This window comes from Kitasatospora sp. NPDC092039, from assembly GCF_044756065.1.
Classification (GTDB): Bacteria; Actinomycetota; Actinomycetes; order Streptomycetales; family Streptomycetaceae; genus Kitasatospora.
In genome coordinates this window covers 39,970-55,019 of the sequence record NZ_JBIVSD010000014.1, presented here as the reverse complement: position 1 = coordinate 55,019, position 15,050 = coordinate 39,970, and the positions used below count along the sequence as shown (strand labels likewise).

General features: G+C 74.5%; 13 protein-coding genes and 1 tRNA gene. 2 read left to right on the top strand and 12 right to left on the bottom strand.

Annotated elements, in window-relative coordinates:
• Positions 1–39: 39 nt before the first annotated feature.
• From ACIQI7_RS25685 to ACIQI7_RS25670, 4 genes are all read right to left on the bottom strand, one after another.
• Positions 40–1,473 (bottom strand): glycosyltransferase 87 family protein, encoded by a 1,434-nt coding sequence (locus ACIQI7_RS25685; RefSeq protein ID WP_401113729.1) that lies wholly within the window; start codon positions 1,471–1,473, stop codon positions 40–42.
• Positions 1,474–1,600: 127 nt separating this feature from the next.
• Entirely contained in the window at positions 1,601–3,160 is a 1,560-nt protein-coding gene (locus ACIQI7_RS25680; protein ID WP_401113726.1) for an amino acid permease, read from the bottom strand.
• 202 nt (positions 3,161–3,362) lie between these two features.
• On the bottom strand, positions 3,363–4,046 hold the full coding sequence (locus ACIQI7_RS25675; protein ID WP_401114103.1) for an ABC transporter: 684 nt from the start codon (positions 4,044–4,046) through the stop codon (positions 3,363–3,365).
• Positions 4,046–4,912 carry an ATP-binding cassette domain-containing protein gene (locus ACIQI7_RS25670; RefSeq protein ID WP_401113723.1) on the bottom strand — a complete coding sequence of 289 codons (867 nt, stop codon included), beginning with the start codon at positions 4,910–4,912 and terminating at the stop codon, positions 4,046–4,048. The genes ACIQI7_RS25675 and ACIQI7_RS25670 overlap by 1 nt, the downstream gene beginning before the upstream one ends.
• A gap of 163 nt (positions 4,913–5,075) precedes the next feature.
• On the opposite strand from ACIQI7_RS25670, the gene ACIQI7_RS25665 reads away from it, so the two are divergent.
• On the top strand, positions 5,076–6,404 hold the full coding sequence (locus ACIQI7_RS25665) for a VWA domain-containing protein (protein WP_401113720.1): 1,329 nt from the start codon (positions 5,076–5,078) through the stop codon (positions 6,402–6,404).
• Positions 6,405–6,406: 2 nt separating this feature from the next.
• The gene (locus ACIQI7_RS25660) at positions 6,407–7,288 is read left to right on the top strand and encodes a peptidase (protein ID WP_401113718.1); all 882 of its coding nucleotides are present in this window, start codon (positions 6,407–6,409) and stop codon (positions 7,286–7,288) included.
• A gap of 64 nt (positions 7,289–7,352) precedes the next feature.
• Here ACIQI7_RS25660 and ACIQI7_RS25655 read toward each other — a convergent pair whose 3' ends face one another.
• The 8 genes from ACIQI7_RS25655 to glp all read right to left on the bottom strand — a co-directional run bounded on the left by ACIQI7_RS25655 (position 7,353) and on the right by glp (position 15,037).
• The gene (locus tag ACIQI7_RS25655; RefSeq protein ID WP_401113715.1) at positions 7,353–8,972 is read right to left on the bottom strand and encodes a DUF2079 domain-containing protein; all 1,620 of its coding nucleotides are present in this window, start codon (positions 8,970–8,972) and stop codon (positions 7,353–7,355) included.
• A gap of 42 nt (positions 8,973–9,014) precedes the next feature.
• Positions 9,015–10,205 (bottom strand): glycosyltransferase 87 family protein, encoded by a 1,191-nt coding sequence (locus ACIQI7_RS25650; protein WP_401113712.1) that lies wholly within the window; start codon positions 10,203–10,205, stop codon positions 9,015–9,017.
• Positions 10,206–10,577: 372 nt separating this feature from the next.
• Positions 10,578–10,651 (bottom strand) — tRNA-Ala (locus ACIQI7_RS25645).
• A 92-nt stretch (positions 10,652–10,743) separates the two neighbouring features.
• Positions 10,744–11,742, bottom strand: a complete 999-nt coding sequence (locus ACIQI7_RS25640) for a hypothetical protein (RefSeq protein WP_401113710.1) — start codon at positions 11,740–11,742, stop codon at positions 10,744–10,746.
• A gap of 150 nt (positions 11,743–11,892) precedes the next feature.
• A complete protein-coding gene (locus tag ACIQI7_RS25635; protein WP_401113707.1) occupies positions 11,893–12,477 on the bottom strand; it encodes a GNAT family N-acetyltransferase in 585 nt (194 codons plus the stop codon).
• Between the two features lie 38 nt (positions 12,478–12,515).
• Positions 12,516–13,049: a molybdenum cofactor biosynthesis protein B gene (locus ACIQI7_RS25630; RefSeq protein WP_401113705.1), complete on the bottom strand. Its 534-nt coding sequence runs from the start codon at positions 13,047–13,049 to the stop codon at positions 12,516–12,518.
• Between the two features lie 73 nt (positions 13,050–13,122).
• The gene (gene moaC / locus ACIQI7_RS25625) at positions 13,123–13,563 is read right to left on the bottom strand and encodes a cyclic pyranopterin monophosphate synthase MoaC (protein WP_401114100.1); all 441 of its coding nucleotides are present in this window, start codon (positions 13,561–13,563) and stop codon (positions 13,123–13,125) included.
• A gap of 127 nt (positions 13,564–13,690) precedes the next feature.
• On the bottom strand, positions 13,691–15,037 hold the full coding sequence (gene glp, locus ACIQI7_RS25620; protein WP_401113702.1) for a gephyrin-like molybdotransferase Glp: 1,347 nt from the start codon (positions 15,035–15,037) through the stop codon (positions 13,691–13,693).
• Positions 15,038–15,050 lie beyond the last annotated feature (13 nt).

The window sequence follows — 15,050 nt, the reverse complement described above, 5'->3', positions numbered from 1 at the left end:
CCAGCGCGCCCGGAGGCGAGCGGGCGAGTCGCTTCCCGCTCAGCCCCGCGGCAGGGCGGGCTGCGGCCTTCCCCGCACCCGGCCGCGCGGGACCGGGCGCCGGCTGCTCCAGCGCCGGGCCGCCAGCCGCGGCCAGATCAGCAGCACCGCCGGCAGCGCGAGGTACCCGAACCGCCCGGCCGGGGCCAGCATGAAGGCGATGGCGAGCCCGGCGGCCAGCAGGTCGGCCGCGGCGATCGCGGAGACCGGCGGCCGGGCCAGCAGCCAGATCGCCACCGCGACCAGGGCGATGGTCATCAGCGCCAACGAGACCGCGTGCCCGGTCGGCCCGAAGCCTGCCAGCACCTTGCCGGGCAGCGGGCTGCCCGCCGGGGTGCGGATCGCCGTCATCCCGAGCGGGAATCGCACCACCTGCTCGCGCAGCGCGTCCGCCTGGGCCAGTACGGAGGGCAGGATCACCAGCGCGCTCGCCCCGACCCCGATCAGCGCGGTCCGGGCGGCGGGCCGCCGTCCGTACAGCCGCCAGAGCAGCAGGACGGCGACCGGCAGCGCGGGCCAGGCCGTCCACTTCAGGGTGCAGGCGAGGGCGAGCACCAGCCCGGCGCCGACGGTGCGGTCCCGCTCGGCGAGCGCCATGGCCAGGCAGCAGACCCCGATCAGCGGCAGGTCCACCCCGCCGACCACCAGGGCCAGCGCGATCAGCGGCGAGGCGGTGAGGACGGCCAGCGGCAGCAGCGGCGCCCGCCGGCCGCTCGGGCCGGGGCCGGAGGGCCGCAGCAGCCGCCAGGCGGCCAGCAGGCAGGCGAAGAAGGTCAGCGCGAACCAGATCCGGGCGTCCCCGGCGACCCGCGCGAAGGCGGTGGAGTCCCCGAGCAGCTGGCGCGGCATCCCGAACAGGGACATCGCCGGCAGGTACGGGTTGTAGTCGGTGACCACCACGGGGTGCGGCAGGTACGCGGTGCCGGTGGTGAGCAGCAGGTGGGCCGAGCGTTCGACCACCATCACCTCGGACTGGTGGCGGCCGTGCAGGGCGAGCAGACCGAGCGGGACGAGGACGGCCCCGACGAGGGCGACGCAGGCCGCCGCGTGGGCCGCGAAGCGGCGCGGCAGGGTCAGGCAGAGCAGCCCGGCCAGGGCGTAGGCGGGGGCCGCGATCTGGCCCCAGAGCCGCTGGTTGGGCAGGTCGGAGACGAGCGGGAAGGCGGCGGCCCAGCCGGCCGCGACCAGGCAGCCGAGCAGTTGGACGGTCCGCGTCGAGGAGAGCCGGGCGAGCCCGGCGGCGTTCAGCCGATCGGGCGTGGGCGGAAACGTGCTCTCACCACGCTGACGGGGGAAGGGCCGCGTGGAGAAACCGCGCGGCGGTCGTCCGGATCCGGACGACGCATCGGTCGCGGAGGTCTGGGCCGGCGTTCTGCTGCGGCCGGTGAAGCGGCCGCGCGGGCGGGAGAAGCCGGGCGTGCGGGTGCTCACCATGGTGGAAGGTTATGGGTGTGGGCCGGGCCCTGTCGCCATGGCGTAGGACACCGGACGGGCGATGGCGTGAAAAGGGCCGCCGGGTGCCTCGGCGGTCGGCGGCCCTTCACGCGGGGTTTGCCTCCGGTCAGCCGACGGCGCTGTCCGAGGACACGGACTGCCGCTCGGCCTGCTCCAGCCGGGAGTGCTTGATGCTGTAGCCGAAGTAGACGACCACGGCGACCACGAGGGCGATGGCGCCGGCCCGGAAGGTGTCGGCGTGCAGGCCGGTGATCAGGTAGGCGCAGAAGCCGACGCTGACCAGCGGGACGACCGGGTAGCCGGGCACCTTGAAGCCGCGCGGCAGGTCGGGCTGGGTGCGGCGCAGCACGATCACGCCGATCGAGACCACCGAGAAGGCGATGAGCGTCCCGAGGCTGGTGATGTCGGCCAGGATGTTCAGCGGGACGAACGCGGCCAGCGCGCCCACGCCGAGGCCCACCACGAGGGTGTTCCACACCGGGGTGCCGCTGCGCGGGGAGAGCTCGGCGAAGCGCTTCGGCAGCATGCCGTCGCGGCCCATCGAGTAGAGGATGCGGGTCTGGCCGTAGATCACCACGAGGGTGATGCTGAAGATCGAGATGATCGCGCCGACCGCGAAGAGCATCGCGGGCCAGCTCTGGCCGGTGATGTCCTGGAGGATCTGGGCGAGGCCGGCCTCCTGGCCGTCGAACTTCTGCCAGGGCTGGGCGCCGATGCCGGCCAGGGCGACCAGGATGTAGAGCAGGGTCACCACGACCAGCGAGATGATGATCGCCAGCGGCAGGGTGCGGCGCGGGTTCTTGACCTCCTCACCGGCGGTGGACACGGCGTCCAGGCCGATGAAGGAGAAGAAGATGCTGGACGCGGCGACCTGCACGCCGCCGATGCCGAGCGGCATGAACGGGGTCAGGTTGCCGGAGTGGAAGCCGGTGAGCGCCACGCCGACGAACAGGATCAGGATGAGGATCTTGATCGCGACCATCGCCGCGTTGACCTTCACCGACTCGCTGACGCCGCGGATCAGCAGGACGCAGACCATGGCGACCAGCAGCAGCGCGGGCAGGTTGAACCAGTGGCCCCCGCCCGGCGCGCCGGACAGCTGTTCGGGGATCGTGATCCCGAAGGCCAGGTCGAGGAACTTGTTCAGGTACTCGGCCCAGCTGACCGCGATCGCGGAGGCGGAGACGCCGTACTCCATCAGCAGGCAGATGCCGACGCCGAAGGCGACGCCCTCGCCGAGGGTGGCGTAGGCGTAGGAGTACGAGGAGCCGGAGACCGGGATCGCGGAGGCCATCTCGGCGTAGCAGAGCGCGGTGAGCCCGGCGGTGATCGCGGCGATCACGAAGGACAGGATGACGGCCGGACCGGCCGAGGGCACGGCGGTGTTCAGCACGAAGAAGATGCCGGTGCCGATGGTGGCGCCGATGCCGATCGAGGACAGCTGCCACAGGCCGATCGAGCGGCGCAGGTGGATGCCGGAGCGCCCGCCCTCCTCGGGCGCGCCGGCCGGGAGGGCGTCCTTGCCTTCGGACTCGGCGATCAGTGTCGAGACGGGCTTGCGTCGCAGCAGACGCGCACCAAGGGTGTTGCTGGCCAAAACTGCGGTCCTTCTAGGCGGGGGAGGGTGTCCTAGCGGCTGGTCACCCGGAACCCTTCCGGGTGTCATCGGGGGACCAACCGAACAAACATGGGACAGTACCCGTCGAAAGCACCAGTGTCGCAAACGAACAGTCCCAACCGGCGCATTGTCCGAATTGGCGCATAGTGCTGTACAAACCGGACACTTCGTAAACGGCGCTTCTCCCACTCGGTGGTCGAAGCAACAGCTCAGCGCCCTGCGGCGATCATCCCCCCAACCCCTCCGCCCGTCACTCCGGCCGGCGCCCGGCCAGCGCCGCCGTCCCCGCGCCGACCGCCGCCAGCAGGACGGCGGCGGCCAGCAGGCTCGCCCACGGCACGGCGATCCGGCCGGTCCGGGCCGCCGACACCAGCTCGCGCACCGCCGTGTTGGCCGGCGAGACCGGCACCACCAGCAGCAGTACGGCCAGCGTCAGCGCCGTCGGGATGCCGTACTGCGGGCGGCCCAGCACCGGACGGTCGGCCAGCGCCCCGGCCAGCACCCCCAGCAGCGCGCAGGCCACCGAGGCCACCAGCCCGGCCAGCACCGCCGCCCCGGCCGACGGCTGCCGCGGCGCCCCCGGGCCGGCCACCGCCCCGCCGGCCCACCACACCGCCGCCACCTGGCCGGCCGCAAGCACCAGCGACACCGTCAGCGCCGCCAGCAGCGCGCCCAGCTGGACCCGCACCGGGCCCGCCGCCGCCACCAGGCAGGCCCGCGAGGCCGGCGGCTCCGCGTTCAGCGCGCCGCGCACGTACCAGGCGCTCACCGGCAGCAGCACCCCCGCGCCGTAGCCCAGGCCGCCCAGCAGCGGGTCGCCCACCGGCACCCCGACCACCAGCAGCAGCGCGTACGCCAGGAACGGCGGCAGCCAGGCGTGCGAGCGCAGCAGCAGCTCCAGGTGGTACCTGGTCAAAGCACCGGTCCGGGTCATCACCGCTCCCCCTCCTCGCGCCGCCGCACCGCCAGCACCCGGACGGCCGGGCGGCCCAGCAGCAGCCGGCGCAGCAGCGCGTCCGAGTGCGCGGCCGGCACCGCCAGCCGCACCGCCGTCCCGGCCAGCGCGGTGACCTCCGGCGCTCCCGGCAGCAACCGCGGCAGCGGGGCGCCGTCCTCGACGTCCACCTCGACCTCCATCACCGGGCCGTCCGAGACCGGGCCGTCCAGCGCCGGCTCCCGCGCCCCGTCCTCGACGGCCCGCAGCCCGCCGTCCGCGCCGACCCGGTACGCGGCGGTGGTCAGCCCGGCCAGCCGGGCCGGGTCGTGGTCCACGAACAGCACCGTGCCGCCCGCCGCCGCCCGCTCGGCGGCCGCCTCGTCCAGCACCGCCAGGGCCTGCGGGTCCAGCCCGGTCCACGCCTCGTCCAGCAGCAGCACCCGCGCCTCGGGGAGCAGCGCCTGGGCGACCGCGATCTTCTGGCAGGTGCCCTTCGACAGCCGGCTCAGCGGCGTGCCCGCCCGGTCCGCGACCCCGAACCGGTCCAGCCACTCCGCCGCCCGCCGCCGCGCCCGCTCCGCCGACAGGCCGTGCACCCGGCCGACCCGCAGCAGGTAGGAGGCGGCGTCGAAGGGCAGCGCCGGCGGGAAGCGTTCGGGCACGTACGCCGTCGGACCGGGCCGCAGCACCCGCCCGGTGCTCGGCCGCTCGATCCCGGCGACCAGCCGCAGCAGCGTCGACTTGCCGCTGCCGTTGCGCCCGGCGATCCGCACCAACTCGCCCGGCCCGACCGCCAGATCGACCCCGCGCAGGATCCACCGCTCCCGCCGCCCGTACCGTTTGCCGACCGCCGTCAGTTCCATCCCGCCCCCGTCGCCGTCGCGTGCGTACGGAAGGCTATCCAGCCGGGGTAAGGGCGGCGTCAGCGAATTGCCCGCCCGCGCGCCGGAGTTCACGCCTCGGCTGGTCGAGGCACGATCCGGGCTCGTTTCGCCATCGTCAACTGATGCTCCCTAGGATCGGCGGGTGACTACCGGACGACGACCACAGACCAGGCTCGGCAGCCTGTTGGCGGCCCTGGCGATAACCGGCGCCTCGCTGCTGCTCGGCCTGCCCGCCCATGCCGACGAACCATCAGCCGGCGCCGCTCCCACGACCAAGGAGGCCCCCCGGGTCGACCTCGTCCTGGACGTCAGCGGCTCCATGCGAGAGGCGGACATCCAGGGCAAGAGCCGCATCGCGGTGGCCCAGCAGTCGCTGAACGAGGTGATCGACGCGCTGCCCGCGGAGACCGAGTTCGGCATCCGCACGCTGGGCGCGACCTACCCCGGCAACGACAAGGCCCAGGGCTGCCTGGACAGCAGGCAGCTGTTCCCGGTCGGCAAGACCGACAAGGTCGAGGCCAAGACCGCCGTCGCCACCCTGCGGCCCACCGGCTTCACGCCGATCGGCCTGGCCCTGCGCGGCGCCGCCCAGGACCTCGGCAAGGGCGAGACCACCCGCCGGGTGGTGCTGATCACCGACGGCGAGGACACCTGCACCCCGCCCGACCCCTGCGACGTCGCCCGCGAGCTCGCCTCCCAGGGCATCCACCTGGTGGTCGACACCCTGGGCCTGGCCCACGACGACAAGACCCGCCAGCAGCTGCTCTGCATCGCCAACGCGACCGGCGGCACCTACACCGACGTCCGCACCCAGGAGCAGCTCACCGACAAGGTGAAGCAGCTGGTCGACCGCTCCAACGACACCTACACGGTGACCCCGGTCAAGACCTCCGGCACCGACAGGTGCGAGAGCGCCCCGGTGCTCGCCCCGGGCGTCTACACCGACCGCGAGAAGTTCTCCGAGCACCGCGTCTACAAGGTCCCGGTCAAGTCCGGCCAGGAGCTGCGCGCCTCGGTCAGCGTCGCCCTCGACCGCCCGGTGGCCCGGGACTACGGGGTGCTGCTCCAGGCGACCAGCGCGACCGGCCAGGAGCTGGTCCGCGGCACCGACGCCGGCAGCGGCCGCACCGACGTGGTCTCCACCGGCCTGCGCTGGTCCACCGACGACTCCAAGGGCTACGTCACCGCGAGCCCCACCGCCACGAAGGGCTCCAAGGAGAAGCCGGAGACCACCGTCTGCCTGGTCGTCAGCAACTCGCTGGCCCCGCAGGCCGGCGTCCTGGCCGACCCGGGCATGCCGCTGGAGCTGACCGTCGACCTGGCCTCCGCCTCGCCCGCTCCGGAGGGCGCCGCGATGGGCCTCGGCCGCGGCTGGATCCTCCTGCTCACCCTCACCCTGGCCGGCCTGGCCTTCGGTCTGGTCCTCGGCTGGATCGCGCGCTGGCGGATCGCCGTCTGGCGGGAGAACTGACCATGCGTACGACGCTTCGCGGCACCCTCGCCGCCCTCGCCCTGCTGCCCGCCCTGGCCCTGAGCGCCCTGGCCGCCCCGGCCGCCTCGGCCGCCTCGCCGTCCCCCTCGGCCGGCGCGAAGGGCACCCCGGCCCCGGCCACCAAGGCCGGCACCTCCTTCCTGACCGCGGTCAACCTCTCCCCCGGCCAGGACGCCAACGTCTCCGTCTCCACCGGTGACTACCTGTACTGGGCGTTCGGCGCCTCCGAGGGCCAGACCCCGACGGTCGACCTGACCGTCAACCTGGCCCCCGCGGCCGACCGGCACGGCCCGCAGACCTGGTCCGTCGAGGTCTTCGACGGGCTGCGCCGCCGCCAGTCGTGCACCGCCGGCACCCAGAACGCCACCGCCGAGCAGAGCGCCGCCACCCTGGCGCTGAACTGCACCCTGCGCGAGGTCCGCACCTGGGCCGAGCCGTGGTCCGGCGACCCGCTGCCCGGCACCTACTACGTGCGGCTGTCGGTCAACGACGTCCCGCAGCCGGACCTCGGCCTGGCCTCCTCGGTCCGGCTGCACGTCGCCGCCAAGGGCGACGCCGACAACGCCCAGCCGGAGGGCGGCGAGCTGAAGGCCCCGCTGGTCCCGCCGGCCGGCGGCGGCGCGAGCACGGCCAAGGCGGCCGCCCCGGTGGCCGAGGAGGAGCACTGGTACACCGGCTGGTTCTCCGGCTGGAACAGCCGCTGGTACTGGACGATCGGCGGCGGCTTCCTGGCCGCGCTGGCCGGCGTCCTCGGCTACAAGCTGACCCGCCACCCGCGCGGCCGGCGGCCGGGCCACTACGGCGCCGTCCCGCCCCAGGGCTCCCCGCAGAGCGGCAGCTACACCGGCTCGGACCGCCCCTGAGGCACTCCCGGAGGGCCGGCCGGACGTCGTTCCGGCCGGCCCTCCGGCGTGTCCGGGGGCGTGCTCAGCCGCGGAACAGGTTGTGCCCCACGTCGGACGGGACCTCGTCCTGGACCGGCTCGTCGCCCGGCCCCGGCACGTGCTCGCCGGGGACCGGCTGATCGCCCTCCCGGTGCAGCAGCACGACCCCGTCCTCGGCCCACAGCTGCCGGTAGCCGTGCGCCAGCAGCAGCTGGATCCGCCCGGCCTGCTCCTTGTCCGTCTTGAACGGGAAGGACCGCTTGTCGCCCCGGGTGAGCACGTACTCGCGCCCGCGCGGCGTGCCGTCGACCAGCACCACGTCCGCCCGGGCGGTCAGCCGCGGCGCGATCTGGTTGTCCGCCTCGACGGACGCCCCGTCCGGGATCAGCGCGGCCGCCCGCACCAGCGCCGCCTCGCTCGTCTTCGGCGCCCAGGAGGACGGTACGGCCAGCGGCAGCAGCCCGATCGGCACCGCGGCCACCAGCGCGATCCCGGCCGCGCCGAGGCCCAGCCGGCGGGCCCGCTGCACGGTCCGCTCCGGCCGCCCGGTGGCGCTCAGCCGGCCCAGCACCTCGATCGCGGCGGTGAGCAGGACCGGCCACAGCAGCGAGTCGTAGTGCCGGGCGATCGACCAGTGGTTGGGGTTGCTGGACAGGATCCGCTCGGCCAGCAGCGGCAGCGCGCACAACACGGTGGCCGAGCGCAGCGGCAGCAGCAGCGTGGTGCCGAACAGCCAGAGCAGCAGCAGCGGCTTGAGCGGCTGGTCGAAGGCGGCCTGCACCAGCAGGAACGGGTCGTGCAGCAGGTTGCGCAGCGCGTCCCCGCCGTCGGTGCCGATCGAGCCGTAGTTCCAGTAGTAGCCCGGCTCCCCGCCCATCGCCGGGATCAGCCAGGTGATGGCGGCCGCCGAGGCGACCGGCCCGCCCAGCAGCAGCCCCAGCCCGGTGCGGCGGCCCGCCCGGTCGCCGGTGCGGCGGGTGCGCAGCAGCAGCACCAGGCCGTACGCCGCGACCATCAGGCCGAGGTCCTCCTTGGTGCAGCACAGCAGCCCGGCGGCGAGCAGCACGGTGCCGTACCGGCGGGCCAGCCCGCGCTCCAGCATCAGCAGGGTCAGCGGCACCGCGAAGGCGACCTCGTGGAAGCCGACCCGGGCGGCGACCAGCAGCGGCCAGCCGAGCGCGTGGACCAGGCCGGCCAGGTCGGCGGCCCGGCGGGCGGTGCGCGGCTCGGCGTCGGCGAAGGCGTACCCGGCGATCCGCCGGATCAGCGGCACCCCGGCGGCGAACAGCAGCGACTGCCCGATGATCAGCGAGCGCGGGTCGTCCCAGATCCAGTACAGCGGCGCGAGCAGCGCCAGCACCGGCGAGAAGTGGTCGCCCAGCAGCGAGAAGCCGGGCGGGAACTCGTGGTGGAAGCTCTTCAGCGTCGAGACGGGCAGCCCGAAGTGGGCGTAGCCGCGCACGCCCTGGTCGAAGATGCCGAGGTCGAAGCCGCCGAGCGACACGGACGTCCAGCCCTGCAGGCCGATCGCGCAGGTCACGGCGAAGCAGAGCGCGGTGAGCAGCGCGGTGCGCCGGGCCGGGCCGAGCAGCACGGCCGCGGCCAGCCGGCGGGCGGCGGGCCCGGCGGCGGCCGGCGGCGGGGGTGCGGTCTGGGTGGTCACGTCAGGTCTGATCCGTCCGGTCTGGGTCCGTGGTCCGGGCCGTCAGGTCCGGCTCGTCAGCTCGGGGTCGCGGTCCGGCCGGTCGGCCGACAGGGCCCGGGCCCCGCCGGTGGCGTCCACGGCCTGCCGCCGGGCGCGGCGCAGCCGTAGGCCCACGACGACCAGGACGGCGATCGCGATCGGCGGGTAGACCGCGCCGGGCAGCTGCCAGTACCAGGCGACCCCGCGGCCCCAGCGGTGCGGCACCGTCCACATGACGTGGGAGAGGAACACCAGCAGGGCCAGGCCGAACAGCACCTTCCGGGCCGTGGTCCTGGCCTCCACCGCCAGCAGGGCGAGGAGCGGGACGCACCAGACCCAGTGGTGGGTCCAGCTGATCGGCGAGACCAGCAGCGCGGTGAGGGCGGCGCAGACCGCGCCCCAGGCGTCGGCCCGGCGCAGCACCCGCGCCGAACGCCCGGCCAGCACCGCCACCCCGAGCCCGACCGCCCCGACCAGCGCCGAGGCGACGAGCCCGACCAGGCCCGGGTCGTTGACGTCGAGCAGCCGGCAGACGGCGCCGCGCAGCGACTGGTTGTCCACCAGGACGGTCACCCCGACCCGGCTCGGGTCCCAGAGGTACTCGGTCCAGAACCCGTACGAGGCGTCCGGCAGCAGGGCCCAGCCGATCAGGCCCGCCGCCAGGAAGGTGCCGGCCGAGACCAGCGCGGCCCGGACCCGCCCGGTCAGGAACAGGTAGACGGCGAACAGGCCGGGGGTGATCTTGATGGCGGTGGCCAGGCCGATGCCCACGCCCTTGAAGCGGTCGCGGTCCGAGCGGGTCAGGTCCCACAGGACCAGGCAGAGGATGCCCAGGTTGACCTGGCCGTACTGGAAGGTGGTGAAGACCGGCTCCAGCCAGATGCCGAGGCCGGTCGCCAGGACCACCACGGCCGCGCGGTGCTGCCTGGGCCAGCCGGCCAGCTTGAGCGACAGGTGCACGGCCGCGGCGAGCAGCGCGTAGTTGAGGAGCATCACCAGGACGCGCAGGGTGCTCACGTCGAACCAGGTGCTCGGCACGAAGAGCATCGCCGCGAACGGCGGGTAGGTGGCCGGCAGGTCCCAGCCGGGCAGCCGCATCGCGTACAGGTCCTCGCCGCGGACGACGGCCTGGCCCTCGGCCCGGTAGACCAGCATGTCGACCATGGTGGCCCCGTGGGTGTGCCGGAACCAGGCGAACACCGCCAGTGACACCGCCGCCACGCAGGCCGCCGGGAGGGTCCAGGAACTCGGTCTTCCGGTTTCCGCCGCGCCGCCGGATTCCTCCGGGTCCGTCCGCCGCCCCCACCGTTTCAGACCGAGCTCGCGCACCGCGATGGCACCCCGTTGAGATAGACCAGATCGTTCCCTCGTCAGCGTCTGGGCCCACCCACCATAACCGACCCCCCTGAGCCCCAAACCGCGTCAGGAACGGGCCCGGAAGGGTGATGTGATCCGCCCCACATCCGGCCGGGGAGCCGGCCGGCGGTCGGGCCCGGCACCGGTTCGGGGGCCCAAAACGCGAAATCCCGCCGGGAGTTGCCTCCCGGCGGGATTTCGTCGACCGGCCTGAGCCGGTCCGTTGGGTGGAGCTGAGGGGATTCGAACCCCTGACCCCCTCGATGCGAACGAGGTGCGCTACCGGACTGCGCCACAGCCCCAACGAGAAGAAACTCTAGCACCTTTCGGAGGGGGCCTGTGACCACCCCCCGGATCACGGTGCCGGTCGGGGGGCGGCCGGGGCCTCCCCGGGCTACTCGTTGGCCGCGCGCGGACGCGACTCGGGGGCCTGGGGGTCGGCGTACTGGTCGAAGAGCGGGGTCTTGCGGGGCTCGGCCGGGCGGCCCGCGGTCCAGGTGCCGGGGGCCGACAGGTCGAGGCCGCGGGAGACCCGGGGCGCGACCGGGGCGGTCACGTAGGTCGGCAGCGGGACGGGCACCGGCTCCCAGGAGTCCGGGCCGGCCGCACCGCGCTCGCGCATGCCGTCCACCCACTCCTCGTGCTCGGTCGCCTCGGCCACCGCGGAGGCGGAGGGCACCGAGACGGTGGCCTGCTCCGGGTCGGCCGCCAGCCGCAGGTGCGGACGGCGGACGGCCCGCTCCTCGGCGGGCGCGGCCGGAGCCTGCTCGTCGGCGGGGGCCTCGGCCGGGGCCGCACCGGGAGCCGGGGCCCCGGCCCGCTGCTGCTCGCGCTTGCGCAGCCGCTCGGCCGCCTGGGCGGCCCGGACCCGGTCGAGCTTCACCTCGTACCGCTGGCGCTCCAGCTTGCGCAGGTGGCCGATGTACAGGGTGAGGAGCACCGCCGGGACCGCCGGGACCCAGAGGAAGGCCAGTCCGGCCACCGCGGCGACCACCGCGCCGAGCGCGAAGGAGAGGAACAGGGCGGTGACCATCCGGCGCCGGCGGGCCAGCAGCTGCGCCCGGCGCTCGGTGCCGGCCCTCGACTCGGGGACCGGCCGCTCGGCCGGGCGCTGCGCCGGGGGTTCGGGCTCCCGTGCGGGGTCGTCGGAGGCGGTCCCGTCCCGTTCGGGAGGACCGTCGTCGCTCTGCTCGTCGTCACGCGGTTCGTCGCCCAGGGCCCGGGCTGCCCGCCGCTCCAGCGCCGAACGCCCGGCCAGCAGGCGGATGGCGGTGCTGAAGCGTTCCGTCGGGCGCGCCTCGTTGAGTTCGTCCTGCCTGCGGAGCCACATCGGCACCAGATAGGCGGCCCAGGCCCCTACGATGACGGCGTAGATAAGGCCGCTACTGCTCACGATTCACACCGTACGGGCGCCGGGGAAGGCCTGGCAGCAATTTGGCACGGCGTGTCGTGTGATCAAGCTGATTCTCCGACTATTTTGCCGCTATTTGTGGGGGTCCGGTGCCCCGACGATGCCATATCGATATTTCTTTCGAACATATATTCAATTACTCGACCCGCGCCCGGAACTGAGCGCCCGCCAGCGCTCCAGCATCCCCTCCGGGACCTCCTCGTCGGTCAGCGCGTACACGAGGTGGTCGCGCCAGTCGCCGTCGATGTGGAGATAGCGCGGACGGATTCCCTCCGAGCGGAAGCCGAGCTTTTCCACCACCCGCCGGCTCGGGGCGTTCTCCGGGCGGATGCAGACCTCGATCCGGTGCAGTCCGAGCGTGCGGAAGCAGTAGTTCACCGACAGCGCCACGGCGGTCGGGATGATGCCCCGGCCGGCCACCGACTCGTCCACCCAGTACCCGATGTTCGCCGAGCACATCGACCCCCAGGTGATCCCGCCGACGGTCAACTGGCCGACCAACTGCCCCTTGTAGACCACGACGAAGGGCAGCATCCGGCCGGCCGAGGCCTCGCCGCGCAGGAAGCGGACCATCTGCCGGTACGTCGGCCGGGGGCCGGCCGCCTGGCCCGCCGCGCCCGGCGGCACGGTGGCCTCCCAGCGGCGCAGCCAGTCCCGGTTGCGGCGGCTCACCTCCTGCCACTCGCGCTGGTCGCGGGCCCGGATCGGGCGCAGCACGACCTCCCCCTCGTGGAGTTCTACCGGCCAGCCGGCGTTCAGTGCCCTCTCCTGGATGCTGGAGCCCCGGGGGCCGGGGCGTCGGTCCGGGGGTGGTCCCCGCCGCCGAGCTGGTCGACGGCGTGGGCGAGCAGCGGCTCCAGGACGGCCAGGCCGTCCTTGACGCCGCCGGTCGAGCCCGGCAGGTTGACGATCAGGGTACGTCCGGCGAGCCCGGCGAGCCCGCGGGAGAGCGCCGAGGTGGGCACCTTCTCCCGGCCGTACGCGCGCACGGCCTCGGCGATGCCGGGGATCTGGCGGTCGATCACCCGGGCGGTCATCTCGGGGGTGAGGTCCATCGGCGAGATGCCGGTGCCGCCGGTGGTCAGCACCACGTCGTAGCCGGCCGCGACGGCCTCGCGCAGCACGGCCTCCACCGGCTCGCCGTCCGGGACGACCCGGGGGCCGTCGGCGGTGAAGCCCATCGCGGTCAGGCCGGCCACCAGCAGCGGGCCGCCCCGGTCCTCGTAGACCCCGGCCGAGGCCCGGTTGGACACGGTGACGGCCAGCGCCCTCCCCGCCGTGCCCGTCACGCGTCCACCTCGCTTCGCTCGGCAGGCGTGACACGCAACCCGCACCTCTGGATGGTGACCTCGCTCCGCTCGCTCACCGGTCCACCTCCGGGGCGAACCAGTCGCCGCTCTTGCCGCCGGTCTTGCTCAGCACCCGGACCGACTCGATCGTGGCACCCTTGTCCACCGCCTTGACCATGTCGACGACGGTCAGCCCGGCCACCGCGACGGCGGTCAGCGCCTCCATCTCGACGCCGGTGCGGTCGGCGGTCTTCACGGTGGCGGTGATCTCGACCGCGTCGTCCGCGACGGCGAGGTCGACCTTGACGCCGGAGACCGCGATCGGGTGGCAGAGCGGGATCAGGTCCGGGGTCCTCTTGGCGCCCATGATCCCGGCGATCCGGGCCACCGCGAGGGCGTCGCCCTTGGGCACGCCCTCGCCGCGCAGCAGCTCGACCACCTGCGGGGAGACCCGCACCCGGCCGGCCGCGACGGCGGTGCGCGCGGTGGTGGCCTTCTCGGAGACGTCGACCATCCGGGCCGCGCCCTGGTCGTCGACGTGGGTGAGGCGGTCGCCGGGGGGAGGTGTCGTCACGGGTAACTCCAGGGGCGCGCAGGTCGAATACCGCGCTACCGTACCGTTCCCAGGTCCTCGGGGCCGATCAGGAGTCCAGCAACACCACGTCCACCTCGCTGCCGGCGGGCAGTTCGGTGGTGTCCTCGGGGACGGTGATCAGACAGTTCGCCCGGGCCAGCGCGCCGACCAGGTGCGACCCGGCGCCGCCCACCGGCTCGACCGTGCCGTCCGCGGCCGAGTAGCGGCCGCGCAGGAACTGCCGGCGGCCGGCCGGCGAGCGCAGCGCCGCCGGGCAGAGCGCGCGGACGACCGGGCGGTGCACGTCGGCGGCGCCGAGCATGGTGCGGATGACCGGGCGGACGAAGAGCTCGAAGGAGATGTAGGCGCTCACCGGGTTGCCGGGCAGGGCGAGCAGCGGCACCCCGGGCGCCCCGCCGATCCGGCCGAAGCCCTGCGGCTTGCCGGGCTGCATCCGCAGCTTGCGGAAGTCGACGTCGGCGGCTCCGCCATAGGTCTCGAAGACCTCCTTGACCACGTCGTACGCGCCGACGCTGACCCCGCCGCTGGTGACGATCAGGTCGGCCCGGCCGAGCTGCTCGTCCAGGACGGCGCGCAGCCGGTCGGCGTCGTCCGGGACGGCGCCGACCCGGTAGGCGATGGCGCCGGCCTCCTGGGCGGCCGCGGTGAGGGTGAAGCTGTTGGAGTCGGCGATCCGCCCGGGGCCGACCGGCTCGCCGGGCTGGACCAGCTCGCTGCCGGTGGACAGCACCACGACCCGGGGGCGCGGGCGGACCTTCACGGTGGGGCGGCCGATCGCGGCGAGCAGGCCGAGCTGGGCTGGGCCGAGCCGGGTGCCGGCCTCCAGCACCCGGGTGCCGGCCGCGACGTCGCTGCCGCGGCGGCGGATGTGCGCGCCATCGGCGACCGGGCGCAGGACCCGGACCTCCTCGTCCGGGACCGGCGCGGTCATCGCCGCGGCGGCCACTCCGGTGCCGGTGCCGCCGTCGGTCCACTCGACCGGGGCGACGGCCCGGGCGCCGGGCGGCAGCGGGGCGCCGGTCATGATCCGGGCGGCCTGGCCGGGGCCGACCCTGGGCAGCTCGTCGGCGCCGGCGGCGATGTCGCCGACCACAGTGAGCACCGACGGGTAGGTGTCGGTGGCGCCCTCGGTGTCGGCGGTGCGGACCGCGTAGCCGTCCATCGAGCTGTTGTCGAAGGGCGGCAGGTCGCCGTCGGCGACCACGTCCTCGTCGAGCCGGCAGCCCTGGGCGTCGAGCAGTCGGAGCTCGATCGCGGGCAGCGGGCCGACCGAGGCCAGCACGTCGGCGAGGTGCTCGTCCACGGTCCAGAGGCGGGGGGCCGCCGGGGCCGGGTCCGCTCCGGCGTCGCAGCAGGCGCTGGGCGTGGTGCTGTGCTCGGTGGACCCGGTCATCGGCGACTCGCTC